Annotated in this window: 19 protein-coding genes; 17 read left to right on the forward strand and 2 right to left on the reverse strand. The window is 72.6% G+C overall.

The window, feature by feature from the left end; genetic code table 11:
* The first annotated feature begins 87 nt into the window (after window positions 1–87).
* Complete coding sequence (locus tag ACIF83_RS24070) at window positions 88–2,550, forward strand: SpoIIE family protein phosphatase (protein WP_399729780.1); 2,463 nt, start codon at window positions 88–90, stop codon at window positions 2,548–2,550.
* A 39-nt stretch (window positions 2,551–2,589) separates the two neighbouring features.
* Here ACIF83_RS24070 and ACIF83_RS24075 read toward each other — a convergent pair whose 3' ends face one another.
* Entirely contained in the window at window positions 2,590–3,411 is an 822-nt protein-coding gene (locus ACIF83_RS24075) for an SDR family oxidoreductase (RefSeq protein ID WP_398141188.1), read from the reverse strand.
* 80 nt (window positions 3,412–3,491) lie between these two features.
* On the opposite strand from ACIF83_RS24075, the gene ACIF83_RS24080 reads away from it, so the two are divergent.
* Complete coding sequence (locus tag ACIF83_RS24080) at window positions 3,492–4,097, forward strand: TetR/AcrR family transcriptional regulator (protein ID WP_393484161.1); 606 nt, start codon at window positions 3,492–3,494, stop codon at window positions 4,095–4,097.
* 94 nt (window positions 4,098–4,191) lie between these two features.
* On the opposite strand, the gene ACIF83_RS24085 is transcribed toward ACIF83_RS24080, so the two are convergent.
* Window positions 4,192–6,138, reverse strand: a complete 1,947-nt coding sequence (locus ACIF83_RS24085; protein ID WP_399729784.1) for an acyl-CoA dehydrogenase — start codon at window positions 6,136–6,138, stop codon at window positions 4,192–4,194.
* 393 nt (window positions 6,139–6,531) lie between these two features.
* Here ACIF83_RS24085 and ACIF83_RS24090 point away from each other — a divergent pair, with 393 nt between their 5' ends.
* The 15 genes from ACIF83_RS24090 (at window position 6,532) to ACIF83_RS24160 (ending at window position 23,214) form a co-directional block, all read left to right on the forward strand.
* Window positions 6,532–7,215, forward strand: coding sequence for a ScbR family autoregulator-binding transcription factor (locus ACIF83_RS24090; protein WP_398141186.1), 684 nt, complete (start codon window positions 6,532–6,534; stop codon window positions 7,213–7,215).
* Window positions 7,216–7,336: 121 nt separating this feature from the next.
* A complete protein-coding gene (locus tag ACIF83_RS24095; RefSeq protein ID WP_399729787.1) occupies window positions 7,337–8,575 on the forward strand; it encodes a cytochrome P450 in 1,239 nt (412 codons plus the stop codon).
* 277 nt (window positions 8,576–8,852) lie between these two features.
* The gene (locus ACIF83_RS24100) at window positions 8,853–9,509 is read left to right on the forward strand and encodes a ScbR family autoregulator-binding transcription factor (protein ID WP_393484170.1); all 657 of its coding nucleotides are present in this window, start codon (window positions 8,853–8,855) and stop codon (window positions 9,507–9,509) included.
* Between the two features lie 170 nt (window positions 9,510–9,679).
* Entirely contained in the window at window positions 9,680–9,931 is a 252-nt protein-coding gene (locus ACIF83_RS24105; protein ID WP_393484173.1) for a hypothetical protein, read from the forward strand.
* A complete protein-coding gene (locus ACIF83_RS24110; RefSeq protein ID WP_399729792.1) occupies window positions 9,931–12,228 on the forward strand; it encodes a heavy metal translocating P-type ATPase in 2,298 nt (765 codons plus the stop codon). The genes ACIF83_RS24105 and ACIF83_RS24110 overlap by 1 nt, the downstream gene beginning before the upstream one ends.
* The gene (locus ACIF83_RS24115) at window positions 12,225–12,734 is read left to right on the forward strand and encodes a copper chaperone PCu(A)C (RefSeq protein WP_399729795.1); all 510 of its coding nucleotides are present in this window, start codon (window positions 12,225–12,227) and stop codon (window positions 12,732–12,734) included. The genes ACIF83_RS24110 and ACIF83_RS24115 overlap by 4 nt, the downstream gene beginning before the upstream one ends.
* 157 nt (window positions 12,735–12,891) lie before the next feature.
* Window positions 12,892–13,539 carry a hypothetical protein gene (locus tag ACIF83_RS24120; protein ID WP_399729798.1) on the forward strand — a complete coding sequence of 216 codons (648 nt, stop codon included), beginning with the start codon at window positions 12,892–12,894 and terminating at the stop codon, window positions 13,537–13,539.
* Window positions 13,540–13,708: 169 nt separating this feature from the next.
* Entirely contained in the window at window positions 13,709–14,332 is a 624-nt protein-coding gene (locus tag ACIF83_RS24125; RefSeq protein WP_393484182.1) for a sigma-70 family RNA polymerase sigma factor, read from the forward strand.
* A gap of 143 nt (window positions 14,333–14,475) precedes the next feature.
* Window positions 14,476–15,540 (forward strand): ABC transporter substrate-binding protein, encoded by a 1,065-nt coding sequence (locus tag ACIF83_RS24130; protein WP_399729801.1) that lies wholly within the window; start codon window positions 14,476–14,478, stop codon window positions 15,538–15,540.
* A gap of 2 nt (window positions 15,541–15,542) precedes the next feature.
* Window positions 15,543–16,613 carry a FecCD family ABC transporter permease gene (locus tag ACIF83_RS24135; protein ID WP_399729804.1) on the forward strand — a complete coding sequence of 357 codons (1,071 nt, stop codon included), beginning with the start codon at window positions 15,543–15,545 and terminating at the stop codon, window positions 16,611–16,613.
* Window positions 16,610–17,494 carry an ABC transporter ATP-binding protein gene (locus tag ACIF83_RS24140; protein WP_399729807.1) on the forward strand — a complete coding sequence of 295 codons (885 nt, stop codon included), beginning with the start codon at window positions 16,610–16,612 and terminating at the stop codon, window positions 17,492–17,494. The genes ACIF83_RS24135 and ACIF83_RS24140 overlap by 4 nt, the downstream gene beginning before the upstream one ends.
* Window positions 17,457–18,845, forward strand: coding sequence for an MFS transporter (locus ACIF83_RS24145; protein ID WP_399729810.1), 1,389 nt, complete (start codon window positions 17,457–17,459; stop codon window positions 18,843–18,845). Before ACIF83_RS24140 ends, ACIF83_RS24145 begins: the two co-directional genes overlap by 38 nt.
* 352 nt (window positions 18,846–19,197) lie before the next feature.
* Window positions 19,198–21,024 carry an asparagine synthase (glutamine-hydrolyzing) gene (gene asnB / locus ACIF83_RS24150; protein ID WP_399729813.1) on the forward strand — a complete coding sequence of 609 codons (1,827 nt, stop codon included), beginning with the start codon at window positions 19,198–19,200 and terminating at the stop codon, window positions 21,022–21,024.
* A gap of 9 nt (window positions 21,025–21,033) precedes the next feature.
* Window positions 21,034–22,263 (forward strand): cytochrome P450, encoded by a 1,230-nt coding sequence (locus ACIF83_RS24155; RefSeq protein WP_399729816.1) that lies wholly within the window; start codon window positions 21,034–21,036, stop codon window positions 22,261–22,263.
* Window positions 22,264–22,290: 27 nt separating this feature from the next.
* Window positions 22,291–23,214: an L-tyrosine/L-tryptophan isonitrile synthase family protein gene (locus ACIF83_RS24160; protein ID WP_398141175.1), complete on the forward strand. Its 924-nt coding sequence runs from the start codon at window positions 22,291–22,293 to the stop codon at window positions 23,212–23,214.
* Window positions 23,215–23,218 lie beyond the last annotated feature (4 nt).

Here is a 23,218-nt window from a genome sequence, read left to right on the forward strand (position 1 = left end):
CAGGGTTCCGTTCGCCCCAACCGCAGCACCGGCCCGTGCGCATCCAGCAGACAAGCAGGACCATGGGGAAGAAAGAGGATGGAGCACATGGAACCACCGCGAAAGGACTTCGACGCGTCCGCATCCGTGGAACCGCGTGATCTCCTGGACGCCTCCACCGACGCCGCGGCGGTGATCTCGGCGGACGGCGTCGTGGTCGGCTGGACCAGGGGCGCGGAAGCGCTGCTCGGCCACCGCGCGTCCGAGGTCGTCGGCCACCCCGCCGCACGCCTGCTGGCGGTGCCCGCGGACCCGGCCCGCGCCGCCGGCATCGCGGAGCGGTGCCGCGCCGGAATGGGATGGAACGGCCTCGTCCCCGTACGGCACCGGGACGGCCACCGTGTCGAGCTCGATCTCCGGGTCTCGGCGGCCTTCCGCATGGGCGGGCAGGAGTGCTTTCTGCTCTCGGCGCGGGAGCAGCGGCCGCAGTGGACTGTCGGCCAGTCCGTCCTGGACGGATTCCTGACCCGCTCACCGGTCGGCATGGCCGTGATGGACCTGGAGCTGCGCTACATCTGGCTGAACGACACGCTGGAACGCTTCGGCGGTGTGCCCCGGGACCAGCGGCTGGGACGCCGGCTGAGCGAGCTGCTGCCCGGGCTGCAGGCGGACACCCTGGAAGGCCTGATGCGCAAGGTGCTGGCGACGGGGGAGCCGGTCACCGACTACGAGTATCTCGGCTGGAGCTGGGCCGATCCGCACCGCCAGCGCGCCTACTCCACCTCCTTCTTCCCCCTGGTGAACGCCGGGGCCACCGTCACCGGGGTCTGCTACATGGTGCTGGACGTCACCGAGCGTTTCACCGCCCGTCGGCTCCTGTCCCTGGTCAACGAGGCCGGCACCAGCATCGGCACGACCCTCGACGTGCTGCGGACGGCCCAGGAACTGGCCGACTTCGCGGTGCCCCGGTTCGCCGACTTCGTCACCGTCGACCTCCTGGAGCCCGTGCTCAGCACCGAGGGCCACGGAACCTGGCTGACCGATGCCGGACCGGCGCCCGTCCGGCCGGTGATGCGCCGCGCGGGACTGCAGTCGGTGCGGGAGGGCTGCCCCGAGGCCGTGGTGGGGATCGGCGAGGAGGTCGACTTCCTGCCGCCGCCCAACGACATCAACCTCCTGATCAGCGGCGAGCCGTTCCTCATCCCGATCCTCGACCCGAACGATCCCCTGTGGGTCGCCGAACAGCCCGAGCGCGTGGCCCGCATCCGGAAGTTCGGCCTGCACTCCCTCATCTCCGTACCGATGCGGGCGCGGAACACGGTGCTGGGCCTGACCACGTTCGCCCGCTCGCTCAACACGGTCCCGTTCGGGCGCGACGACGTCCTGCTGGCCCAGGAGCTGGTGGCACGGGCGGCGGTGTGCGTCGACAACGCCCGCCGCTACACGCGGGAGCACACCGCGGCGGTCACCCTGCAGCGGAGCCTGCTGCCCCACGTCCTGGCCGGAGGAACGGCGGTGGAGGTCGCCTCCTCCTACCTTCCGGCGGACCCCACGGGCGGCGTCGGCGGTGACTGGTTCGACGTGATCCCCCTGTCCGGCGCGCGCGTCGGCCTCGTCGTCGGCGACGTGGTGGGCCATGGCATCACCGCGGCGGCGAGCATGGGGCGGCTGCGTACGGCGGTGCAGACCCTCGCCGACATGGAGATGCCTCCCGACGAACTGCTCGCCCACCTCGACGACCTGGTGCTGCGGCTGAGCGACGAGGAGACCGATCGCGCCCCGGCCGACCGGAGCACGGCGACCTTCATCGGCGCGACCTGTCTCTACGCCGTCTACGACCCGGTCTCCAGGCGGTGCTCGATGGCCCGGGCCGGGCACCCGCCACCCGTCGTCGTCACTCCGGACGGACGCGCCTACTTCCCCGACATCCCGGCCGGGCCACCGCTCGGGCTGGGCGGCATGGCCTTCGAGGCCGCCGAGATCGAGCTGGCCGAGAACAGCCTCCTCGGTCTCTACACCGACGGCCTCATCGAAGGAAGCGACGGGGACGTGGAGTCGGGCATGGCCCGGCTCGGCGAGGTGCTGGTCCGGACCGGGACGGACCTCGGCACGCTGTGCACCTCCACGGTGCAGGAGCTGGTGTCCGCACCGCAGCCCGACGACATCGCCCTCCTGCTGGCCCGCTCCCACGCCCTCGCCGCGGACCAGGTGGCGTCGTGGGACGTGCCCCCCGACCCGGCAGCCGTCGGACACGTCCGGGCCGAGGCGACCCGCCAGGTGGTGGACTGGGGCTTCGCGGAACAGGCTCTGACGACGGAACTCATCGTCAGTGAACTCGTCACCAACGCGATCCGCTACGCCGACTCGCCCATCCGCCTGCGGCTGCTCCGCGACGCCCGTCTGACCTGCGAGGTCGCCGACGGCAGCAGCACCGCCCCCCGCCTGAGGCACGCCCGCAGCACGGACGAGGGCGGCCGCGGACTCTTCCTGGTGGCCCAGCTCGCGCTCCGCTGGGGCGCCCGGTACACGGCCGAGGGGAAGATCATCTGGACCGAGCAGGAGATCCCCTGAGACCTGCACGGCACCGGCGGGCCCCTTTATGAGCGAGTCTCAGCGGAACGCCGCGGCGTTGCGAGCCGCCCACGCCGCGAAGGGGGCCGCGGGGCGTCCCAGGATCCGCTCGACGTCCCCGCTGACCGCCTGCTCCTTGGGGGTCGGATCGCCGAGGACGGACAGGGTTCCCTCCACCACGGCGCTCGGCATGAACTGCGCCATCTGCGCGCGGGCTTCCTCGCGGCTCTGCTCCACGAAGGTGACCGGCTCGGCGACGGCCTGTGCGAGGGCGGCGGCCCGCTGCCGGGGTGTGGTGGCCTCGGGGCCGGTCAGGGTGTAGGTGACGCCGTCGTGCCCCTCTTCGCGCAGGACCGCGGCGGCGACCGCGGCGACGTCGTCCGGATCGACGAACGGCAGTGCCACGTCGGCGAAGGGTGCCGCCGCGGTGCGGTGGCGCCGGACGGGCTCGGCCCAGGCGAACGCGTTGGAGGCCAGCCCGCCCGAGCGCAGCACGGTGAAGGCGAGCCCGGATCGGGCCAGGGCCGCCTCGAAGCCGGCGGCGTGCGCGTAGCTGTGCGGCCGGGTGCCCACGCCCTGCGAGGACAGCAGGACCACCCTGGTGACGCCGGCCGCGGCCGCCTGCTTCAGGATTCCTTCCGGATCGTCCCCGGCGACGAGCAGGAACAGTGCCGTGGCCCCCTCCAGCGCGGGACCGAGACCGGCCGGCCGCCCGAGGTCGGCGGCCACGGCCCGCACCCCCGCCGGGACGTCCTCGGGGGTGATGCGCCGGGCCACCGCGGTCACGGCCGCCCCGTCCCCGGCCAGCTTCGCGACCAGAGCCCGCCCGACGTTCCCCGTACCACCCGTTACGACGATCATGACAGCCCCTCGATTGAGTTAGTTGACTAACTAAGTCGCTACGCTAGCCGGTCCGTCCGGCGCTGTCTATCCTTAGTCAGGTGACTGACTCAAAATCCGGTACGGCGGCCGGAGCCGCCACCTCCCGGCGGGGCGGCAAGCGTGAACGCCTGGTCGAAGCGGCCGTCCAGGTCTTCCACCAGCAGGGCGTGGAGAAGACCACCCTCTCGGACATCGCGCGGGCCGCCGACGTACCGCTCGGCAACGTCTACTACTACTTCAAGACCAAGGACCAGCTGGTCGAGGCTGCGGTGGACGCCCACTGCGATCAGCTCACCAGGCTCACGGCCCGACTTGAGGAACTCGACGACCCGGCCACCCGTCTGAAGGCCCTGGTCGCCGGCTGGGTCGAGGGACGCGAGACGGCTGCCCGCTTCGGCTGCCCCTTCGGCACCCTGGCCACCGAACTCGACAAGCGCGACGACGGCCTGGACCGGGCCGCTGCCAAGGTCATGCGGGCCCTGCTCGACTGGGTCGAGGGCCAGTTCACCGAACTGGGCCGACCCGACGCACGCGCCCTCGCCGTCGAGCTGGTCGCCGCCTATCAGGGCATGTCGGTGCTCACCAACACTCTGCGCGACCCCGGGCTGATGGCCACCCAGGGCGAGCGCCTCCAAGCCTGGATCGACGGCTTCGCACAGCCCTGATCCAGGCTCGGGCGCCCCCTGATGCAGGAGGCCGGGTAGCCCCGGTCACTTCTCTGACGTGTTGCCGCTTCTCGTGGGGCGTGCGGCCGGCCGGCTACTCGGCCGCCGTCGCGTAGTCCGCGAGGGAGATGTGGCCCGAGTTGGCCAGCGGGATCCCCTCCAGGTAGGCGGCGGGCAGGTCGAAGCCCTCGGCCAGGTCCGTCATGTGCGGGGCGAGGTCGCGCAGCACGTCGTCCAGCAGCTGGGGCAGAGCGCGTACCTGGTCGGCGGACAGATGACCGTCGGCCAGCAGATCCCCGGTGTGCTCGCCGATCTGCTGCAGCAGGAACAACACGCAGAGCCGATCGAGCAGTTCGCGGGCCCCGGGGTCCGTCGCCCGGGCGACCGCGTCCAGGAAGGCGTCGGCCGCCCGCAGCCGGGCGTGCACCGAGACCATCTCCAGGGCGGCGGAGGAAGCGCCGTTCCAGCGTTCCACCGGGTCCCCGGACGGCCCCCGGCGCAGCGCGGCCCGGGCCCGGTCCTGCCAGCCGGCCTCGGCCCGGGCCAGCAGCCCGCGCAGATGCCCGGGATCCGTCAACCGCTCAACGCCACCGGGGTGTTCGGGTGCCTCCCGGGGCGGCTGGTGCTCGAAGAGCATCTCGGCGGCGGCCTTCACCCAGATCACCAGGTTGTCGCCCTCGGCGGTGATCGTGCCTTCGACGTACTGCGGGAACTCGGACAGGCCGTTGGCGGCGAACAGGCCCTGCGCGCCACAGCGTTCCCGGCATTCGATGGTGATGTCCCGTGCCTGCCAGGTGATCCAGCTCTTGGTGATCGCGACCAGCCGCTCCGTCTCCGCCTGCTGCCCGGCGTCCTGGCCGGCGTGCACGGCGGCCCAGCGGGCGAGCACCGAGCGGTGCAGGAAGGTCATGGCGTAGGCCGCGGCCAGGCCCTTCAACAGCCGTCCGTGGTGCGAGCGGTGGGCGTTGACCGGGATCCGCTCGCCCGCGCGGGGCCCGCTGACGTGCCGGTGGTCGCCGTAGCGGACGGCTATGGCGAGCGCGGCCCGGGTCGCGCCCACGGCGGCACCGCTCATGCACAGCTTGCCCATCGTGACCCGGCCGATGGACTGCAGGAACCGCTTGCGCCGGTTGCCGAGGCTGCTGTGGAAACGGCCGTCGGCGTCCAGACGGCCGTGCTCGGACTCCAGCAGGGCGTCACGCGGCAGCGGCACCCGGTCGAACGCGGTCAGGCAGTGGTCCACCGGGGCGCCGGTGCGCAGGGGCAGCCGGCGGACCCGCACCCCCGGCAGCAGGCCCCGCTCGTCGCTCAGCGGGGTCAGGAACAGGAAGACGCCCTCGTCCCGGCCCTCGACGATGAGGCGGGCTGCCACCACGGCACTCTTGGGCCCGCCGGTCATGCTGGTGTTGGGCATGAACTTCTGGGCGCCGACGTGCGGTGTGTTCAGCACGAACCCGCCGGTGGCCGGGTCCAGTTCGGCGGTGGTCGCCAGGGCCGAGGCGTCGTTGCCGTGGTCCAGCTCGGTGCACAGGAACGTGCCGGTGCGCCGCAGGGTCGCGAAGTCCGACAGGTCCCGGCGCTCGGCACCCTCGTGGTCGAGCAGGCTGCCGAGGAAGAGGTTGTAGTGGATGCTCGCCACCGTGCACAGGCCCCCGCCGCCGTCCACGATCGCAGCCCACTCGTGCAGCCCCGCCAGCAGCTGTGGGTCGTCCGCCAGCCGTTCGGCCCCGCCGGCCGTGTCGTTCACCAGCCGCAGCCACTCGTAGGAGAGGGCGGCGCGCTCGGAGGGACCCAGCCCGGGACGGTGGCGGAAGGTGTCCTTCGAGATGAGGTCGCGCCACATCCCATGGATGTGCTCCCGGTCGTCGCCGTCGAAGAGGAGCCGGGCCAACTCGCCGGACACGGTGCCGGAGAACGCTCCGCCGGGCCCGGTGTGCAGGCCGGCGGCTCGGAACATGTCCGGACCAAGTGTCTGATCCGTGTCGTAGTGCTCGATCTCCGGCAAAGAGGGGAGATGTACCTGGGGTGTCAGAAGGGTCATGGCCCTCTCCCGTCGTCGCAGAACCGGAAGGGTGGGGATGCGCAGAGTCAGAAGATACGGACCTCCCGGTTTGCTTATCAAGCCAAATTTCTGCCAACGGTGGCCGAACTTCGATGTCTTGGGGGCACTCATCGGCCTCAGAAGTAAGCGCGACGCTCAACTCCGGTCCGGTCCGGTGGACTTCCCTGTACCGACAGATGCTGCGGGAACGTTGAGATACCGGGCGACAGGTTTTATTGTGGCGGTCAGCGACGGCTCGATGGGTTCCCGCGTACCTGGTGAGGAGGGGGCATCCGCATGGTTGAAAGGCCATCTTCCGAGGTGGCAGGATACGTACCTGTCGGTTTCTTTTTGTGGCCGACCGGTCCGTGAAGCCAGTGCGGAGGATGTGCCGTGGCCCTGCAGGAACGAGCGATCAGGACGAGGCGCAACATCCTGGTGGCAGCCGCCGACGTGTTCGCCGACGTCGGCTACGAGGCGGCGACCATCTCGGAGATCCTCCAGCGGGCGAACGTCACCAAGGGCGCCCTCTACTTCCACTTCTCCTCCAAGGAGCAGCTCGCCCAGGCGGTGCTGACCGACCAGCTGAAGTCGGTGCCGGACTCGCCGTCGCGGGAGCTGGTGCTCCAGGAGGGACTGGACGCCGGCTTCCTCCTCGCTCATCTGCTCGGCTCGGGCGACCCCATGGTGCGCGGCAGCATCCGCCTCACCGTGGACCAGGGATCGCCGCACGACGGGCTGGACCGGCGGGTGCCGATGGCCTCCTGGGTCGACTACAACGCCGCACTGCTCGAACGGGCGAAGGCGAACGGAGAGGTGCTGCCCCAGGTCGACGTGGACGCCGCGGCGAAGGCTTTCGTGGCCGCGTTCACCGGGGCACAGGTGCTGTCCAAGATCATGAACAACCATGCCGACCTGATGGAACGCGTGGTCGACCTCTATCGGCACCTGATGACCAGCATCGCGGTCCCCGCGGTGCTGGTGCGCCTGGACATGTCGCTCGACCGGGGCCGGCGTGTCTACGAAGAGGCCATGGAGCTGAGCCGGGAACCGCAGGAGGCGCCGGCCGCCGGCTGAACGGGGTCTCTCCGCGGACCTCGTACACCGGCACCGCCGGGAACCGGGGGAGCGGACATCGCTGCCATGGGCACGTCGCAACGCCACAACGTGATGCAGAACCGACCCAGGGAGCACATCGATGGAAGAGACCGCCTGCCCTTACGCCCTCGACCTCACCGGCCAGGACCACCTGGGGGAGGCCGCGATGCTGCGCGCCCAGGGCCCCGCGGTCCAGGTGGAGCTGCCCGGAGGCGTGCTCGCCTGGGCCGTCGTCCAGCAGAGGTACGTGGAGCAGCTCCTGACCGACCCGCGCGTCTCGCGCAGCGCCCGCCTGCACTGGCCGCCGTTCATCGAGGGGAAGATAACGCAGGAGTGGCCCCTCTACCCATGGGTGGCGAACGAGAACATGCTGTTCGCCTACGGGGAGCACCACACCAGGCTGCGCCGGCTCGTCGCCGGTGCGTTCACCGCGCGACGCTCGGAGGCGCTGCGCCCCCGGGTGCAGGAGCTGTCGGCCGAGCTGCTCGGCCGACTGGCCGCCCTCCCGCCCGGCACCCCGGTCGACCTGCGCACCTCGTACGCGGAGGTGCTGCCGCTCAGGGTCATCTGCGAACTGTTCGGCGTGCCGCAGGGCGCCGAGACGGACGCGCTGTCTGCGGCGTTGAGCACGGTGTTCAGCTCCACCGTGAGCGGCCAGGAGATGGAGGCCGCCCGGCTGGAGGCCTTCGGGCGGCTCGCGGCACTGGTCAAGGCCAAGCGGGAGCGCCCCGGTGACGACCTCACCAGCTCGCTGATCGCCGCCCGGGACCAGGGCGACCGGCTCACCGAGGACGAACTGCTCGGCTCCCTCTTCATGTTCATCGCCGCGGGACAGGACACCACCGCCACGCTCATCACCAACGCGGCCGGCGCCCTGCTGACCCACCCCGAGCAGCTGGCGCACCTGCGCGCGGGCCGGGCGACCTGGGCGGACGTGGTCTCCGAGACCATGCGGGTGCACACGCCCGGGGCCTACGCGCCGATGCGGTTCGCGGTCGAGGACATCGACCTCGACGGGGTGCGGATCCGCAAGGGCGACTGCATCCTCGTCAACTTCGCGGCGGGCGGCCACGAGACGGACCGGCACGGCTCGGACGCGGCCCGCTTCGACCTGCTGCGTGGCGGCGATCGGGACGTCCTCGGCTTCGGCCACGGAACCCACCGCTGCCTCGGCGCACCGCTCGGGGAGATCGAGGCCGCCTCCGCTCTCGCCAAGCTCTTCGACCTCTTCCCGGACGTGCAGCTGGCCTGCGCACCCGAGGAGTTGGCCCCGCTGCCGACCTTCATGCTCAACGGATACCGGTCGCTGCCCGTGCTGCTGCGTCCGTCGGCGTCCTGAACGCGCGGGCGGGTGCGCCCGCCGGAAGTCCGCCGCCCGTCGCGGGCGGCGGACTTCCTTGTGTGCCACGGGAGCGAAGTCGGGTCCTTCACCTGCCCGTCTTGCTTCCGTAAGCCAAACCAAGCACGCGGTTTGCTTCGTGGCCGGTGGGGTGCCGGATCACTCCGGCGGACGAGTTTGCCTGGTCCTCGATGTTTTCGCCCTGGCATCCCGTCAGGTCTTGCCGCACCGCACCCACATAAACATACTGAACATGCGGTTATTAGAGGAGGGCGTCATGGTCAAGCAGGTACGGGCGGTTCGCACACGGCAGGCCCTCATCCGCGCGGCGGCGGAAGCCTTCGCCCACGACGGATACGCCCGTGCGTCCCTGCCTGCGATCAGCAGGCGGGCCGGGGTGAGCGCCGGCGCGCTGCACTTCCACTTCCCGAGCAAGGACGCTCTCGCGAGCGAGATCGAGTGCGCGGCGGCGCGCGCGGTGGAGGAGATGACCGCGCACTGCCGGGCCACGGGCGGCAGCGCGCTCGGGGCACTGGTGGCCGCGATCCGCCAACTGGTGGTCGCGTTAGCGGCCGACCCGGTCATGCGGGCCGGGCTGGCGCTCAGCGGCGACCCCGCACGCAACGGCGGGACCGCGGTGGTGGACTCGTGGCACGGCTGGGTGTGCGACGTGATCGGCCAGGCACAGATGGCGGGCGAGCTGACGGACGACCTCTCGCCCGAGTGCGTGGCCGGGGCGGTGGTGGCCGCGACGGTCGGCTTCGAGGTCCTCGGCAGCGGGGACCGGGACTGGCTGTCGAAGGACCGCATGGTGGAGTTCTGGACCTGTCTGCTACCGCGGCTGGCGACCGTGCCCGGACCGGACCTCGCCCGGGTGCTGGAGAGCGAGGCGACCGGCGACCGGGACGCCGAGAACAGCATGGCCGGTCTCTAGGACGATCCAGCCCAGCTCCGTGGGGCAGGCGGCCCGGCGGCACACGCCTGCCGCTCGCGTGACGCGTGCCATACCCGGACTGCGGAACCAGGTCCTTCGACGGCCCGACTCCTGAAGCGCTACGGCTCCCACCAGGTGATGCCGTACGACGTGATCTGGAGACGCGCTTGATGGACGAGTCCCGTCAGTCCCCCTCCGGCGCGGGCGCGGTGCTGCGCACAGCGGCGCCCCCGCCCGCCCTCTGCGGGTTTCTGCTGCTGCTGGCCCTGCTCTTCACGCTGTCGTACGGCGTCGGCGCCGCGGCCGGACCCGTTGCTCCCGGCATGCACGGCACCGGCACCGGCCGTGGCGGCGGTGACGGCGGAGGCGGGGGCATCGGCGACGGCGGCGACATGGGGCAGATGCACGGGGGAAGCCACTGATGGGCACGGAACCCGTGGTCGCGGACCCGACGACCACCGCCGCCCCGACCACCGCCGACCTGACGAGCACCGACCTGACCGTGGGCGGGATGACCTGCGCGGCCTGTGTGAAGCGCGTCGAGAAGAAGCTCGGCCGACTCGACGGGGTCACGGCGGTCGTCAACCTGGCGACCGGGCGGGCTCGCGTGAGCCACCCGGCACGGATCAGCCCCGAGGAACTCGTCTCGACCGTCGAGCAGGCCGGCTACACGGCCGAGATCCCGCAGCGCCCGGAGAAGCGGCTGCGCGAGCGCGGGGGAGGGGCGAGTCCGGGGGAGGAAGTCCGGCACGCGGCGCGGCAGGAGCGTGACCGGCTCCTGATCACCGCGCTGCTCGCGCTGCCCGTGCTCGTGCTGTCCATGGTGCCCGGCCTGCAGTTCCGCAACTGGCAGTGGCTGTGTTTCGTGCTGGCCGCCCCGGTGGCCGTGTGGGGGGCCTGGCCCTTCCACGAGCGGGCGGTACGCGGGCTGCGGCACTCCGCGGCCACCATGGACACCCTCGTTTCCCTGGGCGTGCTGGCCTCCTTCTCCTGGTCGGCGTACGCGCTGTTCCTCGGCGGCGCCGGGGATCCCGGCATGCGGATGCCGTTCACCCTGCTGCCCTCCGCCTCGCACGGTGCCGCGCATCTTTACCTCGAAGCGGCCGTCGGCGTACCGCTGTTCGTGCTCGCGGGCCGGTTCCTGGAGGCACGGGCCCGGCGCGGCACCGGGTCCGCGCTGCGGTCGCTCGCGGAACTCGCCACCAAGGAGGTGGCGGTGCGGGAGGACGGCGTCGAACGACTGCTGCGCATCGAGGAGCTGACGGTCGGGCAGATCTTCGTCGTGCGGCCGGGGGAGCGGGTCGCCACCGACGGTCAGGTGGTGGAGGGCCGTTCCGCGGTGGATCTGTCCCTGGTCACCGGGGAGAGCGAGCCCATCGAGGCCGGGCCGGGCTCCGTCGTGACCGGCGGGGCCCTCAACGCCGGCGGACTGCTGCTCGTACGGGCCACGGCGGTCGGGGCCGACACCCAACTCGCCCGGATCACCGCACTGGTGACGGAGGCGCAGGCGGGCAAGGCCCGGGCGCAGCGGCTGGCCGACTCGGTCGCCGGTGTCTTCGTACCGGTCGTGCTCGCCCTGGCCGTCACGGCGCTCGGGTTCTGGCTCGGTGCGGGCGCCGATCCGCAGGCCGCCGTCACGGCCGCGGTGGCCGTCCTGGTGGTGGCGTGCCCGTGCGCGCTGGGCCTGGCGACCCCGACCGCGCTGATGGCGGCCACCGGTCGCGGGGCCCAACTGGGCGTCCTCGTCGGCGGACCGCAGGCCCTGGAGGGGCTGCGGCACGTCGACACCGTCGTCCTGGACAAGACCGGCACCCTCACCTCCGGCCGGATGAGCGTCGCCAGGGTCACCGCCGTACCCGGCGGGCTCGGGAAGGACGCGGCGTTGCGGCTGGCCGCCGCGGTGGAACAGGGCTCGGAGCATCCCCTCGGCCGGGCCGTCACCGCTCACGAGCCCGGGGCGCTTCCGGCCGTGAGCGACTTCCGGGCGGAGGCCGGCCGGGGCGTGCGCGGCCGGGTCGAGGGCCGCCTGGTCGAAGTCCTGGCCCCCGAGGACCACTTGCCCACGGCGCTGGCCGAGGCGCTCCCGGTGGCGGAGGCCGCCGCACACACGCCGGTCCTGGTCCGCGTGGACGGGATCGCCGAGGCACTGATCGAGGTCGGCGACGTGGTACGACCCGGGGCCTACCGAGCGGTGGACCGGCTGAGGCGCCGCGGCGTACGGCCGGTGCTCGCCACCGGCGACCGCGAGGCAGCCGCACAGGCGGTCGCGGCGGAGCTGGGCATCGAGGAGGTGCACGCCCGCTGCACACCCGAGGACAAGGCGTCCCTCGTACGAGACCTCCAGCAGCGGGGCCATCGGGTCGCCGTCATCGGGGACGGCGTGAACGACGCGGCCGCCCTGGCCGCCGCCGACCTGGGCATCGCCATGGGCGGCGGCACGGATGCCGCCGTCGGTGCCGCCGACGTGACTCTGGTGCGCGGCGACATCGAGGCCCTCGCGGACGCGGTCCGCCTGGCCCGGCGTACCCTGGGCACGATCCGCGCCAACCTCGTCTGGGCGTTCGGATACAACCTCGTGACCGTGCCGCTCGCCCTGGTGGGTCTGCTCACCCCGATGGTCGCCGCGGCGGCGATGTCGGTCAGTTCGCTGCTGGTGGTCGGCAACAGCCTTCGGCTGCGCACCTGGCAGCCGTCTTCTGCCGGGAGGCGTACCCGATGACCGAGCAGAGCCCGTGGCGCCCCACCCGGCGCCGGCTGACCGACGGCCTCCTCGCGGCCCTCACACCCGTCACGGCGTGCAGCCTGGCCCTCGGTGGCCTGACCACGTGGGTCGGTGCAGGCAAAGCGGGCAGCCCGGCCCGCGTCACCGTCTCCAAGGCGCGGGTCCTCCTGCCGTACGGTGACACCAAGGAGACGGCCGCCTTCTTCGACCTCGCCAACGCCGGCGGTGCCGACGACCTGCTCGTCAAGGTCACGTCCTCCCGCACCCACGGTGGGATCACGCTCAGCAGGCATCGCAGTGCCGGCTCCGGAGCCGCCGCCAAAACCGACGCGGACTCGGCGGTCGTCCCCGCGGGCCGCACCCTGTCCATGTCGCCGCACGGTCTGGACGTGAACCTGCGGGCCGGTGCCGGGTGGCGGACCGGTGACCTCGTGCCGTTCACGCTGCACTTCGAGCGCAGCGGGGCAATCGAGGCGCTCGCGGTGGTCGTCCGCCCGGGTTGACGGCGGTACCGGCCTCCCACAGATGTCGGATCGAACGCCTCGCCCGTTCCCGGCATTTGACGTGTTCTGGATCACGTCACGCCGGTTGAGCGACACGGCAGGGCAAATTCCGTACCGACGGGTGATGACGGACAGTCGGATGCGAGGATGAGACGCCATGACAGCAGGGTGGTGTTCTCGCACAGTACGGGCCGCGGTGTTCGCGGCCGTCTGTGTGCTGCTCGCCGCCCTGGGCCACGTCATGATGTCGGGTCAGCACGTGCCCGGACAGGCACTGGTCGCAGGCCTGGCCGTGACCGGTACCGCCGGCTGGTCGCTGGCGGGCCGTGAGCGCGGGCTCCCGCTGATCGTGACCGTCGTGGTCGCCGCGCAGGCGGCGCTGCACGAGGCGTTCTCGTTCGCCCAGTCGGCCTCCGCCGATACGGCCTCCATGGACATGGCGTCGATGCCGACGGACTCCATGGACATGGGCTCCATGGGTCACATGGACATGAGCGGCATGGATCACATGGGGCACTCGATGGGCGGCGGCTCGTCGTCGTTCGGGATGCTCGCCGCCCACCTGTTCGCCGCCCTGCTGTGCGGTGTGTGGCTGGCGTACGGCGAGCGGGCCGCGTTCCGCATCCTGCGGGCCGCGGCAGCCCGGCTGGCGGCACCGCTGCGGCTGCTGCTCGCCCTGCCCGACACACCGGTCCGGCCGCGGCTGCGCGTTCGCCGTCGTCGCTCGCGGCGTGCGCCGCGGCTGCTTCTCCTCGTCCACTCGATCATCTCGCGGGGGCCGCCCGCAGGGGTCGCTGTCGCCTGACGACAGCCGGTTTCCCGAGGTCGCCCTGTGCGCCTCGGGCCTCGGCCGTACGCCCGCGCCACGCCGTACCCCCGCGTGAGCGCCGTAGGGCCCTTTCCCCTCTCACCGGACCGCCGGCACCCGATCGTGCCCGCGGCCCGGATCCCGGATGACCCGAGAAGGACACCAGGTGATCACTCCTGCCCTGCCCACCTCGCGCGAAGACAGCGCCGTCGACGACAAACCGGTGTCGACCGACGAGTCGATCACCGCGTGGGCCCTTGCGGCCCGGGGCGGCGACCCCCGTGCCGTGGAGCGTTTCGTGCGCGCGTTGCACCGCGACGTCCTGCGCTACGTCGCCCATCTGTGTGCCGACCCCCAGGCCGTGGACGACCTGGCGCAGGACACCTTCCTGCGGGCGCTCGGCAGCCTGCACCGCTTCGAAGGCCGTTCCTCGGCACGCGCCTGGCTGCTGTCCATCGCCCGCCGCGCCGTCATCGACAGCTACCGGTACGCGGCCGCCCGGCCCCGGCTGTCCGATGTCCCGGACTGGCAGATGGCCGTGGAACTGGCCCAGCCGCGCGACCTGCCCGGCTTCGACGAGGGCATCGCCCTGCTGGATCTGCTGGCGGCCCTGCCGGAGGAGCGCCGCGAGGCGTTCGTCCTCACCCAGTTGGCCGGGCTGCCGTACGCGGAGGCGGCCGCGGCGAGCGGCTGTCCGGTCGGGACGGTTCGCTCCCGCGTGGCGCGGGCCCGCGCCACGCTGATGGATCTGCTCGACGAGGCAGACGCGGCCGCCGTCGTGGCGGCCTGAGACCGCCGTGAGGGTGCCGGCGTCTGCCGGCACCCTCGGCTTCGCCGATGTCGACCGGGCGGGAACTCCAGGCACGTCCGCCCCGACTACTGGACCGGGCGACGGACGTTCGCCCGAGTACCAAGTGGACCTGGAGACATTCGATGCGTGTGCGTGTGTGGGGCGGTACCGCGGCCCTCGTGCTCGGCGGCCTGCTGACGGCGGGCTGCGGCGGGAAGGGTACGGCGGACGAGAGCGCGGGCAAGGCCGTCTCCGGCGGATATCCGGTGTCGGTCACCGACTGCACGGGCGCCAGGACGACGTTCTCCGCCGCACCGAAGCGGATCGTCACCAGCAACGCCTCCGCCCTGGAGCTGCTGCTGCGCCTGGGCGCAGGGGACCGCGTGGTCGGCACCGGCTTTCCGCCCGGCAAGGGCACCCTGCCCCGCGACCTCGACGCGAAGGCGCGGAAGGTCGAGGTGCTCAGTGAGAGTGTCATTCCCAAGGAGAAGCTTCTCGGCTCCGGCGCCGATCTGTATCTGGACACCTTCGCCTCCATGGGGAGCATGGGCGGCGGGGGCATGGGAGACGCGCCGACCGAGGAGGAGTTCCAGGCGGCCGGGATCAAGCACGTCCACCTGAAGTCGACGGCCTGCGCGGCCGGGAGCAAGGGTCCCGTCACCGACCTGTCGGCGGTCGAGTCCGACATCACCTCTCTCGGTGCGGTCACCGGCACAAGTGCCAAGGCCGTGGAACTCGTCGCCGGGATGCGGCAGAAGGTGGCCGCCGTCCGGAAGGCGGTCCGCGGTACGGCGGAGAGCGCGCGGCCGACGTACTTCTTCTTCGACTACGACGCCGGCACCAAGCAGCCCACCGTCACCTGCAACCGTCAGATCGCCAACGCGGTGATCACCCTGGCCGGCGCCCGCAACGTCTTCGCCGACTGCGACGGTGACTTCAAGCCGGTCGGCTGGGAGGACGTGATCGCTCGGAACCCGGACTGGATCCAGCTCGGGGTGCGCGACCGGGGCAGCGACGCGGCCGACGAGAAGGCGTTCGACGAGGCGGAGAGGTGGCTGAAGTCCAACCCGGCCACCAAGGGGCTGAAGGCGGTGAAGGAGGGCCACTTCGTGCGCGCCGGCTCGGAGCGGACCACCATCGCCGGGGTCGAGAACGCCGACACGGTCGAGGCGATCGCCCGGACCCTCTACCCCGGGAAGGTCCGCTGACGGTGTTGTCCACGCCGACCGTGTCCCGCCGTACGAGGACGCAGACGCGGACTCTTCCCGTGGTGCCGCTCGCACTGGTCCTGGGCGGGGCGCTGCTGGCCGCGCTGACCGCGGCCGTCGCCTTGGGCTCGACCCCCATCGCGCCGGGCGAGGTGTGGAGCGTGGTGTGGCGCCGGCTGTCCGGCGAGGCGCCGCGGCCGGGCACCGACGACCTCATCGTGTGGCAACTGCGTGTCCCGCGGGCCCTGTTGGCGGCGTTCGTCGGCGCCGGCCTCGGTCTCGTCGGTACGGCGGTGCAGGCCCTGGTGCGCAACCCGCTGGCCGACCCGTACCTGCTGGGCATCTCCAACGGCGCCTCGCTCGGCGCGGTCGCCGCGCTGGTGCTCGGGCTGGGCGCGGGCGGAGCGCTGGGCCTCGGTCTGTCCGGCGCGGCCTTCGCCGGAGCGCTGGCCACCTTCGCCCTCGTCTGGGCCGTGGCCCGGCGCGGCGGCGGCTTCGCACCGCTCAGGCTCGTGCTGGCCGGGGTGGCGGTCGGCCAGTTCCTGTCCGGCTTCACCAGTTACCTGGTGCTGCAGGCCGGGGACGAGCAGCAGACCCACAGTGTCCTGTTCTGGCTCATGGGCAGCCTCAGCGGCGCGAGTTGGCAGCTGCTCACCGTGCCCGCGGTGACCGTGCCGATCGCCCTGCTGTGGCTGCAGGCCCGCGCCCGGGGGCTGAACGCCCTGCTGATGGGCGACGAGACGGCCGCCGGACTCGGTATCGACGTCGGTCGCCTGCGCCGTGAGCTGTTCACGGTGACCAGCGTGCTGACCGGCGTCCTGGTCGCGGTCTCCGGTGCGATCGCCTTCGTCGCGCTGATGGTGCCGCACGTGTGCCGCCTGCTCGTCGGCGGCGACCACCGACGCCTGCTGCCCGTCTCCGCGCTGTGCGGTGCCCTGCTGCTGGTCGTGGTCGACGTCGTGTGCCGGACAGCCATGGACACGCAGGAGCTGCCGGTCGGCGTGGTGACGTCGCTGCTCGGGGCTCCCGCCCTCTTGTATCTGCTGGACCGACGCCTGGGGAGCGGCAGTTGAGGATCGACATCGAGGACCTGCACGTCGCCTACGCCGGGCGCACGGTCGTGGCGGGCGCCCGGCTCGTCGCCGGCCAGGGCGAGATCACCGGCCTGGTCGGCCCGAACGGCAGCGGCAAGTCGACGCTCCTGCGCACCGTCTACCGGCACCTGAGACCCGTCGCCGGACGCGTGCTGCTGGCCGGCACGGACCTGCGCGACCTGACCCCCGTCGAGTCGGCCCGGCACATCGCGGCCCTCCCGCAGGAGCGCGGCGGCGACTTCGAGCTGAGCGTGCGCGAGGTCGTCGCCATGGGCCGTACGCCCTACAAGCGCGCCTTCGCCGGGGAGGACGCCGCCGACCGGGACATCGTCCTGCGGGCGCTGGCCGACGTCGGCATGGCGCAGCACGCCGGACGCCGGTTCACGGCCCTGTCCGGCGGCGAGCGTCAACGGGTGCTGCTGGCCCGCGCGTTCGCGCAGGACCCGGACGTGCTGGTCCTGGACGAGCCGACCAACCACCTCGACGTCCGGCACCAGGTCGAACTGCTCGCCCTGCTGCGCGCCCGGCGCCGTACGACCCTGGTGTCGCTGCACGACCTCAACGCGGCCGCCTCCGTGTGCGACCGGCTGCACGTGCTGCACGCCGGATCCGTGGTCGCCTCGGGGCCGCCGCGCGACGTCCTGACCCCGGCACTGATGGCCGAGGTGTTCGGCGTACGGGCGGCCGTCGTCGACCACCCCCTCACCGGCGACCCGCTGATCGCCTTCGACCACCGAGCCGGGAACTCGCGGGCCGTTCGCCCCGACTTGTGGGACGAGGCCGCCGACCGGCGGTCCACGTGCGAAGGTGAGGGGCGGAAGGGTGACACACCAGGGGCCCGGCTCGGAACAACCCGGTGACATACCCGGCGGCACGGACCGCTGGCCGCTGGTGGGGCTGGCGGGCCTGCTGTCGTTCGTGGCGATGCTCGACATGAACATCGTCAACGTGGCCCTCGCGGACATCGCCGACGGCCTGCGGGTGTCCTCGGCGACCGCCCAGTGGGCCGTGCTGGGGTACCAACTCCCCGTGGTGGCCTTGTTGTTGCCTGCCGGGCGATGGCTGGACGGGGTGAGCCTGCGCCCGGCCGTGCTGGCCGCCACCGCGGGCTTCGGCCTGTGCAGCGCGCTCGCGGCCCTCGCACCCTGGGCGGTCTGGCTGATCGCCGCCCGCCTCGCCCAGGGCGCCTTCGCCGCCGCGCTGTTCGTCCTGATGCCGGTCCTCGCCATCCGCTCCGTACGGCCCGAGTCACGCGGCCGGGCGATGAGCGTGCCGGCGACCCTGGGCCCCCTGGGCGCGGTCACCGGACCGGCCGTGGGCGGTCTGCTGCTGGACCACTTCGGCTGGCACTCGGTGTTCCTGGTGAAGCTCCCGTTCTGCGCGCTCGCGCTGGTGGTGGCGTGGCGCGCGCTGCCGCGCGACGGGCGGCTGCGCCTGCCCGGCCGACGCGAGTCGGTGGACGCGCTCCTGGTCGCGGTCGGTGTGGCCGTGCTCCTGCTGGCGCTGACCCTGGCCGCGGAGACCCCGGCGTGGCTGGTGCTGACGCTCGCCGCCGTACCGCCGGTGTGGTGGTGGCTGCGCGGACCCGGCGGCCGTCCGGTGGCCGGCGTGCTGCGGGCCTCGGGGCTGCTGCGGCCGCACGGCGCCGTGCTGGCCCTCGCGACCGGTTTCGCCGCCCTGCACTATGTCGTCGCCCTGCACCTCCAGCGTGACGACGGTGTCAGCGCCACGGCCACCGGCCTCACGGTCCTCGCCTTCCCGCTCGCCATGGGCCTGGCCGGACCTTTCGGCGGGCGCCTGGCGGATCGGTACGGTGCCCGGCGGGTGGCGGTGACCGGAGCCGTTCTCACCGCGTCCGGCCTGCTGTTGTGCGTGCCGCTGGGCGACGGCTGGTCGCCGCTGGAGGTGGCCTGGCGGCTCGCGCTGGCCGGCCTCGGCATGGGCCTGAACGGCGGACCGGCCCAAGCCCTGGTCATGGGCGCCGCCCCGCCGGACCGGACGGCCACCGTCGGGTCCACGGTGCAGCTCGCCCGCGGCCTCGGCTTCATCCTCGGCCCCGCGCTGGCCACCACCGCCTGGTCCCTGGCCGGCGCCCGGGCCGGGCTGTACCTGGCCGCCGTCGCCGCCTGCCTCGCCGTACCGCTGCTCGCCGTGCCCGGCCGAAGCCCCGCAGCCGTCCCCGAGAAGACCACCGACCCCGTTTCCTCCTGACCAGGAGCCGTTCCCGATGCTTGCTCGCCCTGGCAGGCGGACTGCCGCCCCCCGAGAAGACCACCCACCTGGGCTCTCCCTGGCCAGGAGCCGACCCATGCTCGCCGTGCCCGGCCGGCGCCCCGCCGCCGTCCGTGAAAAGACCACTGACCCCGCCTGTCCCTGACCCAGGAGTCGTTCCTCCGCCTCCCCTGACCGGCCGACGTCCCGCCGTCGTCCCCGAGAAGGCCATCGATCCCGTCTCTCCCTGACCCAGGAGTCGTTCCCCCGCTCGCCGTGCCCGGCCGACGCCCCGCAGCCGTCCCCGAGAAGCCCACCGATCCCATCTCCCCCTGACCCAGGAGCCGTTCCCATGTGCGGAATCACCGGCTGGGTGTCCTTCCACAGCGACGCCCGCACACAGACCCCGGTCATCGAGGCCATGACCGCCACTCTCGCCCCGCGCGGCCCCGACGCCGGAGGTGTCTGGCTCGGCGAGCGCGCCGCCATCGGCCACCGGCGGCTGGCCGTGATCGACATCGAGGGCGGCGTACAGCCGATGGCCGACCGACCCGACGAGCCGACGATCGTGCTCAGTTACAGCGGCGAGGTCTACAACCACCACCGCCTGCGTGCCGAGTTGCGCCGCAGGGGACATGTCTTCCGCACCCGCAGTGACACCGAGGTGGTGCTGCGCGCCTACGCCGAATGGGGCGAGGCGGTGGCCGAGCACCTGGAGGGCATGTTCGCGTTCGCCGTGTGGGACGAGCGCGAGCAGCGGCTGCTGCTGGTGCGGGACCGGCTCGGCGTCAAGCCCCTCCACTGGGCCGCCGTCGACGGTGGCCTGGCCTTCGCCTCCGAACCGAAGGCCCTCTTCGCCCACCCGGAGATACGGCCCCGGGTCGACGCGGACGGGCTGCGGGAGGCGTACAGCCTGCTGTTCAACACCGGGCCGACGGTGTGGTCCGGGGTGCGGGAGGTCGACCCCGGCGGACTGCTCGTCCTGGACCGGGACGGTATCCGCGAGCGCCGGTACTGGCAGCTGGAAGCCGGGCCCCACACCGACGACCGGGACACGACCGTCGAGCGGATCCGCGAGCTGGTCGGCGCCGCCGCGCACGGCCAGTTGGAGGCAGACGTCCCGCTGTGCAGCCTGCTCTCCGGAGGGCTCGACTCCACCGTCCTGACCGCCCTGCTCGCCGGTGAACTTCGGTCGCGGCAGGGGCCGGAAGCCCGGATCCGCTCCTACGCGGTCGACTACAGCGACCAGGCCGTCGAGTTCACCGGCGACGTCCTGCGCACCGGCCACGACACCCCGTACGCCGTCGAAGCGGGTGCCTTCATCGGCACCGACCACAGCACGGTCGTCCTCGACCCGCGCTCCCTCCTGGACCCCGGGCACCGGACGGCGGTCGTCGTCGCCCGGGACTCGCCGATCGGCGTCGGCGACATGGACACCTCGCTGTATCTGCTGTTCGGCGAGATACGGCAGCACTCCACCGTCGCCCTGTCCGGTGAGGCCGCCGACGAGGTCTTCGGCGGCTACCCCTGGTTCCACAGCCCCAAGGCGCTGGCCGCCGGCACCTTCCCCTGGCTGCTGGTGACGGGCGACGAGGCCGCGATGCCACTCAACCCCGAACTCGACCTGCACATCGCCGAGTTCCGCGACGACACCTATCGCACCGCCCTGGCCGCCGTACCCCACCTGGAAGGCGAGACCCCCGCCGAGCACCGGCAGCGCGAGCTGCAGCACCTGTCCCTGACCCGCTGGTTGCGCCAACTCCTGCACCGCAAGGACCGGTTGAGCATGGCACAGGGTCTGGAGGTGCGGGTGCCGTACTGCGACCACCGGCTCGTCGAGTACGCCTTCACCACCCCCTGGGCCCTGAAGAGCCACGACGGCAGGGAGAAGAGCCTGCTGCGCGCCGCGGGAGCCGGGCTGGCCCCGGACTCGGTGCTCCACCGCCCCAAGAACCACTACCCGGCCACCCACCACCCCGACTACAACCGCGGCCTGCAGCAGCTGGCCCGCGACGCCCTCGCCGCCGAGCAGGTCCGCGCCCTCACCGACGAGACCCGCCTCAAGCCCTGCCTGGACACACCGCCCGACCGGCTGGAGTGGGGCCACCGACTGCGCCTCGAACGCGTCGTCGACCTCGCCCTCTGGCTGGACCACTACCGCCCCGAACTCGCCCTCTGAGGAACCCCCATGACGACACTGCCCGACCCGGTCCCACTGATGGGCTGCCCCTACAAGAGCAACCCCTACCCCCTCTACGAGCGGATGCGCGAGGCCGGCCCGGTCCACCCCGTCCTCTTCCCCAGCGGCGTACAGGCCTGGCTGGTGACCGGCTACGACGCCGCCCACGCCGCCCTCGCCGACGACCGGCTCGGCAAGAGCCACGACCGCGGCAACGACCGCTGGCGCGCCCGCGCCTCGATCATGCCCGAGCCGCAGCACTCTCGGCTCCAGGTCCATCTCCTGCACCAGGACCCGCCGAAACACACGCGTATGCGGCGCTTCCTCACCGACGCCTTCACTCCGCGCCGCATCGAGAGCCTGCGCCCCCGGTTCCAGGAACTGGCCGACGCACTCGTGGCCGCGCTGCCCGAGACCGGCCCCGCAGACCTCGTCAGCGCCTTCGCCGCACCCTTCCCCTTCCAGGTCCTCGCCGAAGTCATCGGTCTCCCGAAGGAGTTGGCGGACCGCTTCGACCGCGACTGGGGCAAGGTCGTCCGGCCGGTCGGACCCACCGATCCGGGACGGCCCGCGTACGAGGCCCGGCTGCACGGCCTGCAGAGCTACATCGCCGACGTCGTCGCCCACAAGCGCGACCACGAGGACGACGACCTGCTCAGCCGCCTCGTCGCGGCCCGTGACCGGGACGAACTGTCCCAGGAGGAGCTGGACTCCATGATCTTCCAGCTTCTGGTGGCCGGCCAGGAACCGGTCACCAACCAGATCACCACCGCCCTGATCGCCCTGTTCCGCCACCCGGACCAGCTCGCCCGTCTGCGCGACACCCCGGACCTGCTGCCCCGCGCGGTCGAGGAACTCCTGCGCCACGACAGCGCCTTCGAGCTGACCACCTGGCGCTTCTTCGACCGGGACAGCGACCTGCACGGCACCACGATCCCGGCCGGCGACTCCGTGATCGTCTCCCTGTGCGCCGCCAACCGCGACCCGCGCCGCTTCCCCGCCCCCGACACCCTCGACCTCGACCGCAGCCCCAACCCCCACCTCGCCTTCGGCCACGGCATCCACTTCTGCCCCGGCGCCGCCCTCGCCCGCGCCGAACTCCGGATCGCCCTCGGCACGCTGCTCGCCCGGCTGCCCGGCCTGCACCTGGCCGTCGCCGACGAGGACCTCGCCTGGATCCCGGCCGTCCTCGGCCGCGGCACCCACCACCTGCCCGTCGGCTACGACCGACGCCGCTGACCGAGACCTCCCCTCCCAAGGAGCGACATGTTGCTGACGACCGCCTCGCCCACGCGCATCAGCACCGACATCCTGAACCTGCTGCTGCCCCACCACCGCACCACCGACCGCGCCCCCGCCCCCGCCGATGCGTTCGCGCACCAGCGGCGCCGGATCGCCGGCTTCGTACGCGACGGCGCACCCGTCGAGTTCACCCTGCCCGGCTTCCCCTGCAAGTCACCCAACCCGGCCAAGGTCCTCGGCCACCTGCCCGACCAGGCGGAGCGGCTGTCCCTGCGCTTCCTGAACACCCTGTGCACCGAGATCGAGCGGATCCACCCGCCCGGCGCCCGGGTGGTCATCTGTTCCGACGGCCATGTCTTCGGCGATCTCGTCCGGGTGCCCGACGGGCACATCGACGCGTACGCCGACGAACTGCGCACCCTCATCCACGACCTGGCCCTCGACAGACTGTCGGTCTTCGACCTCCGGGACGTCCACGGCGCTCTCCCGTACGACGTGCAGCGCGCCCATGTGCAGGACCGGTACGCCCCGACGGCCGAGGCCCTGCGCGCCCTGGTCCGGTCCGACGACGCCACCCGTGCCCTCTACCGCGGCATCACCCGCTTCCTCGTCGAGGACACCGCCGACTTCCCCGGCACGCGCTCCGCCCTCCAACGGGAGTGCCGTCAGCGGGCCTACGGCGTCATCCGGCGCAGCCGCGCCTGGGGTGCCCTGATCGCCGAGCACCACCCCCGTGCCGTCCGGCTGTCCATCCACCCACAGCCCGCCGGCGACGCCAAGTTCGGCATCCGCCTGCTCGACGCACCGGACGCCTGGACCACCCCGTGGCACTCGGCGGCCCTCCGCCGCACCGACGGCACCTGGACCCTCATGCCCCGCGAGCGGGCCGCCCGGCTGGGCCGTCTGGTCGACCACGACGACAGACCGAGCCATTTCGAGCAGCGCTGATCGC

The sequence above is a fragment of the Streptomyces sp. NPDC085866 genome (assembly GCF_044541035.1).
Classification (GTDB): domain Bacteria; phylum Actinomycetota; class Actinomycetes; order Streptomycetales; family Streptomycetaceae; genus Streptomyces.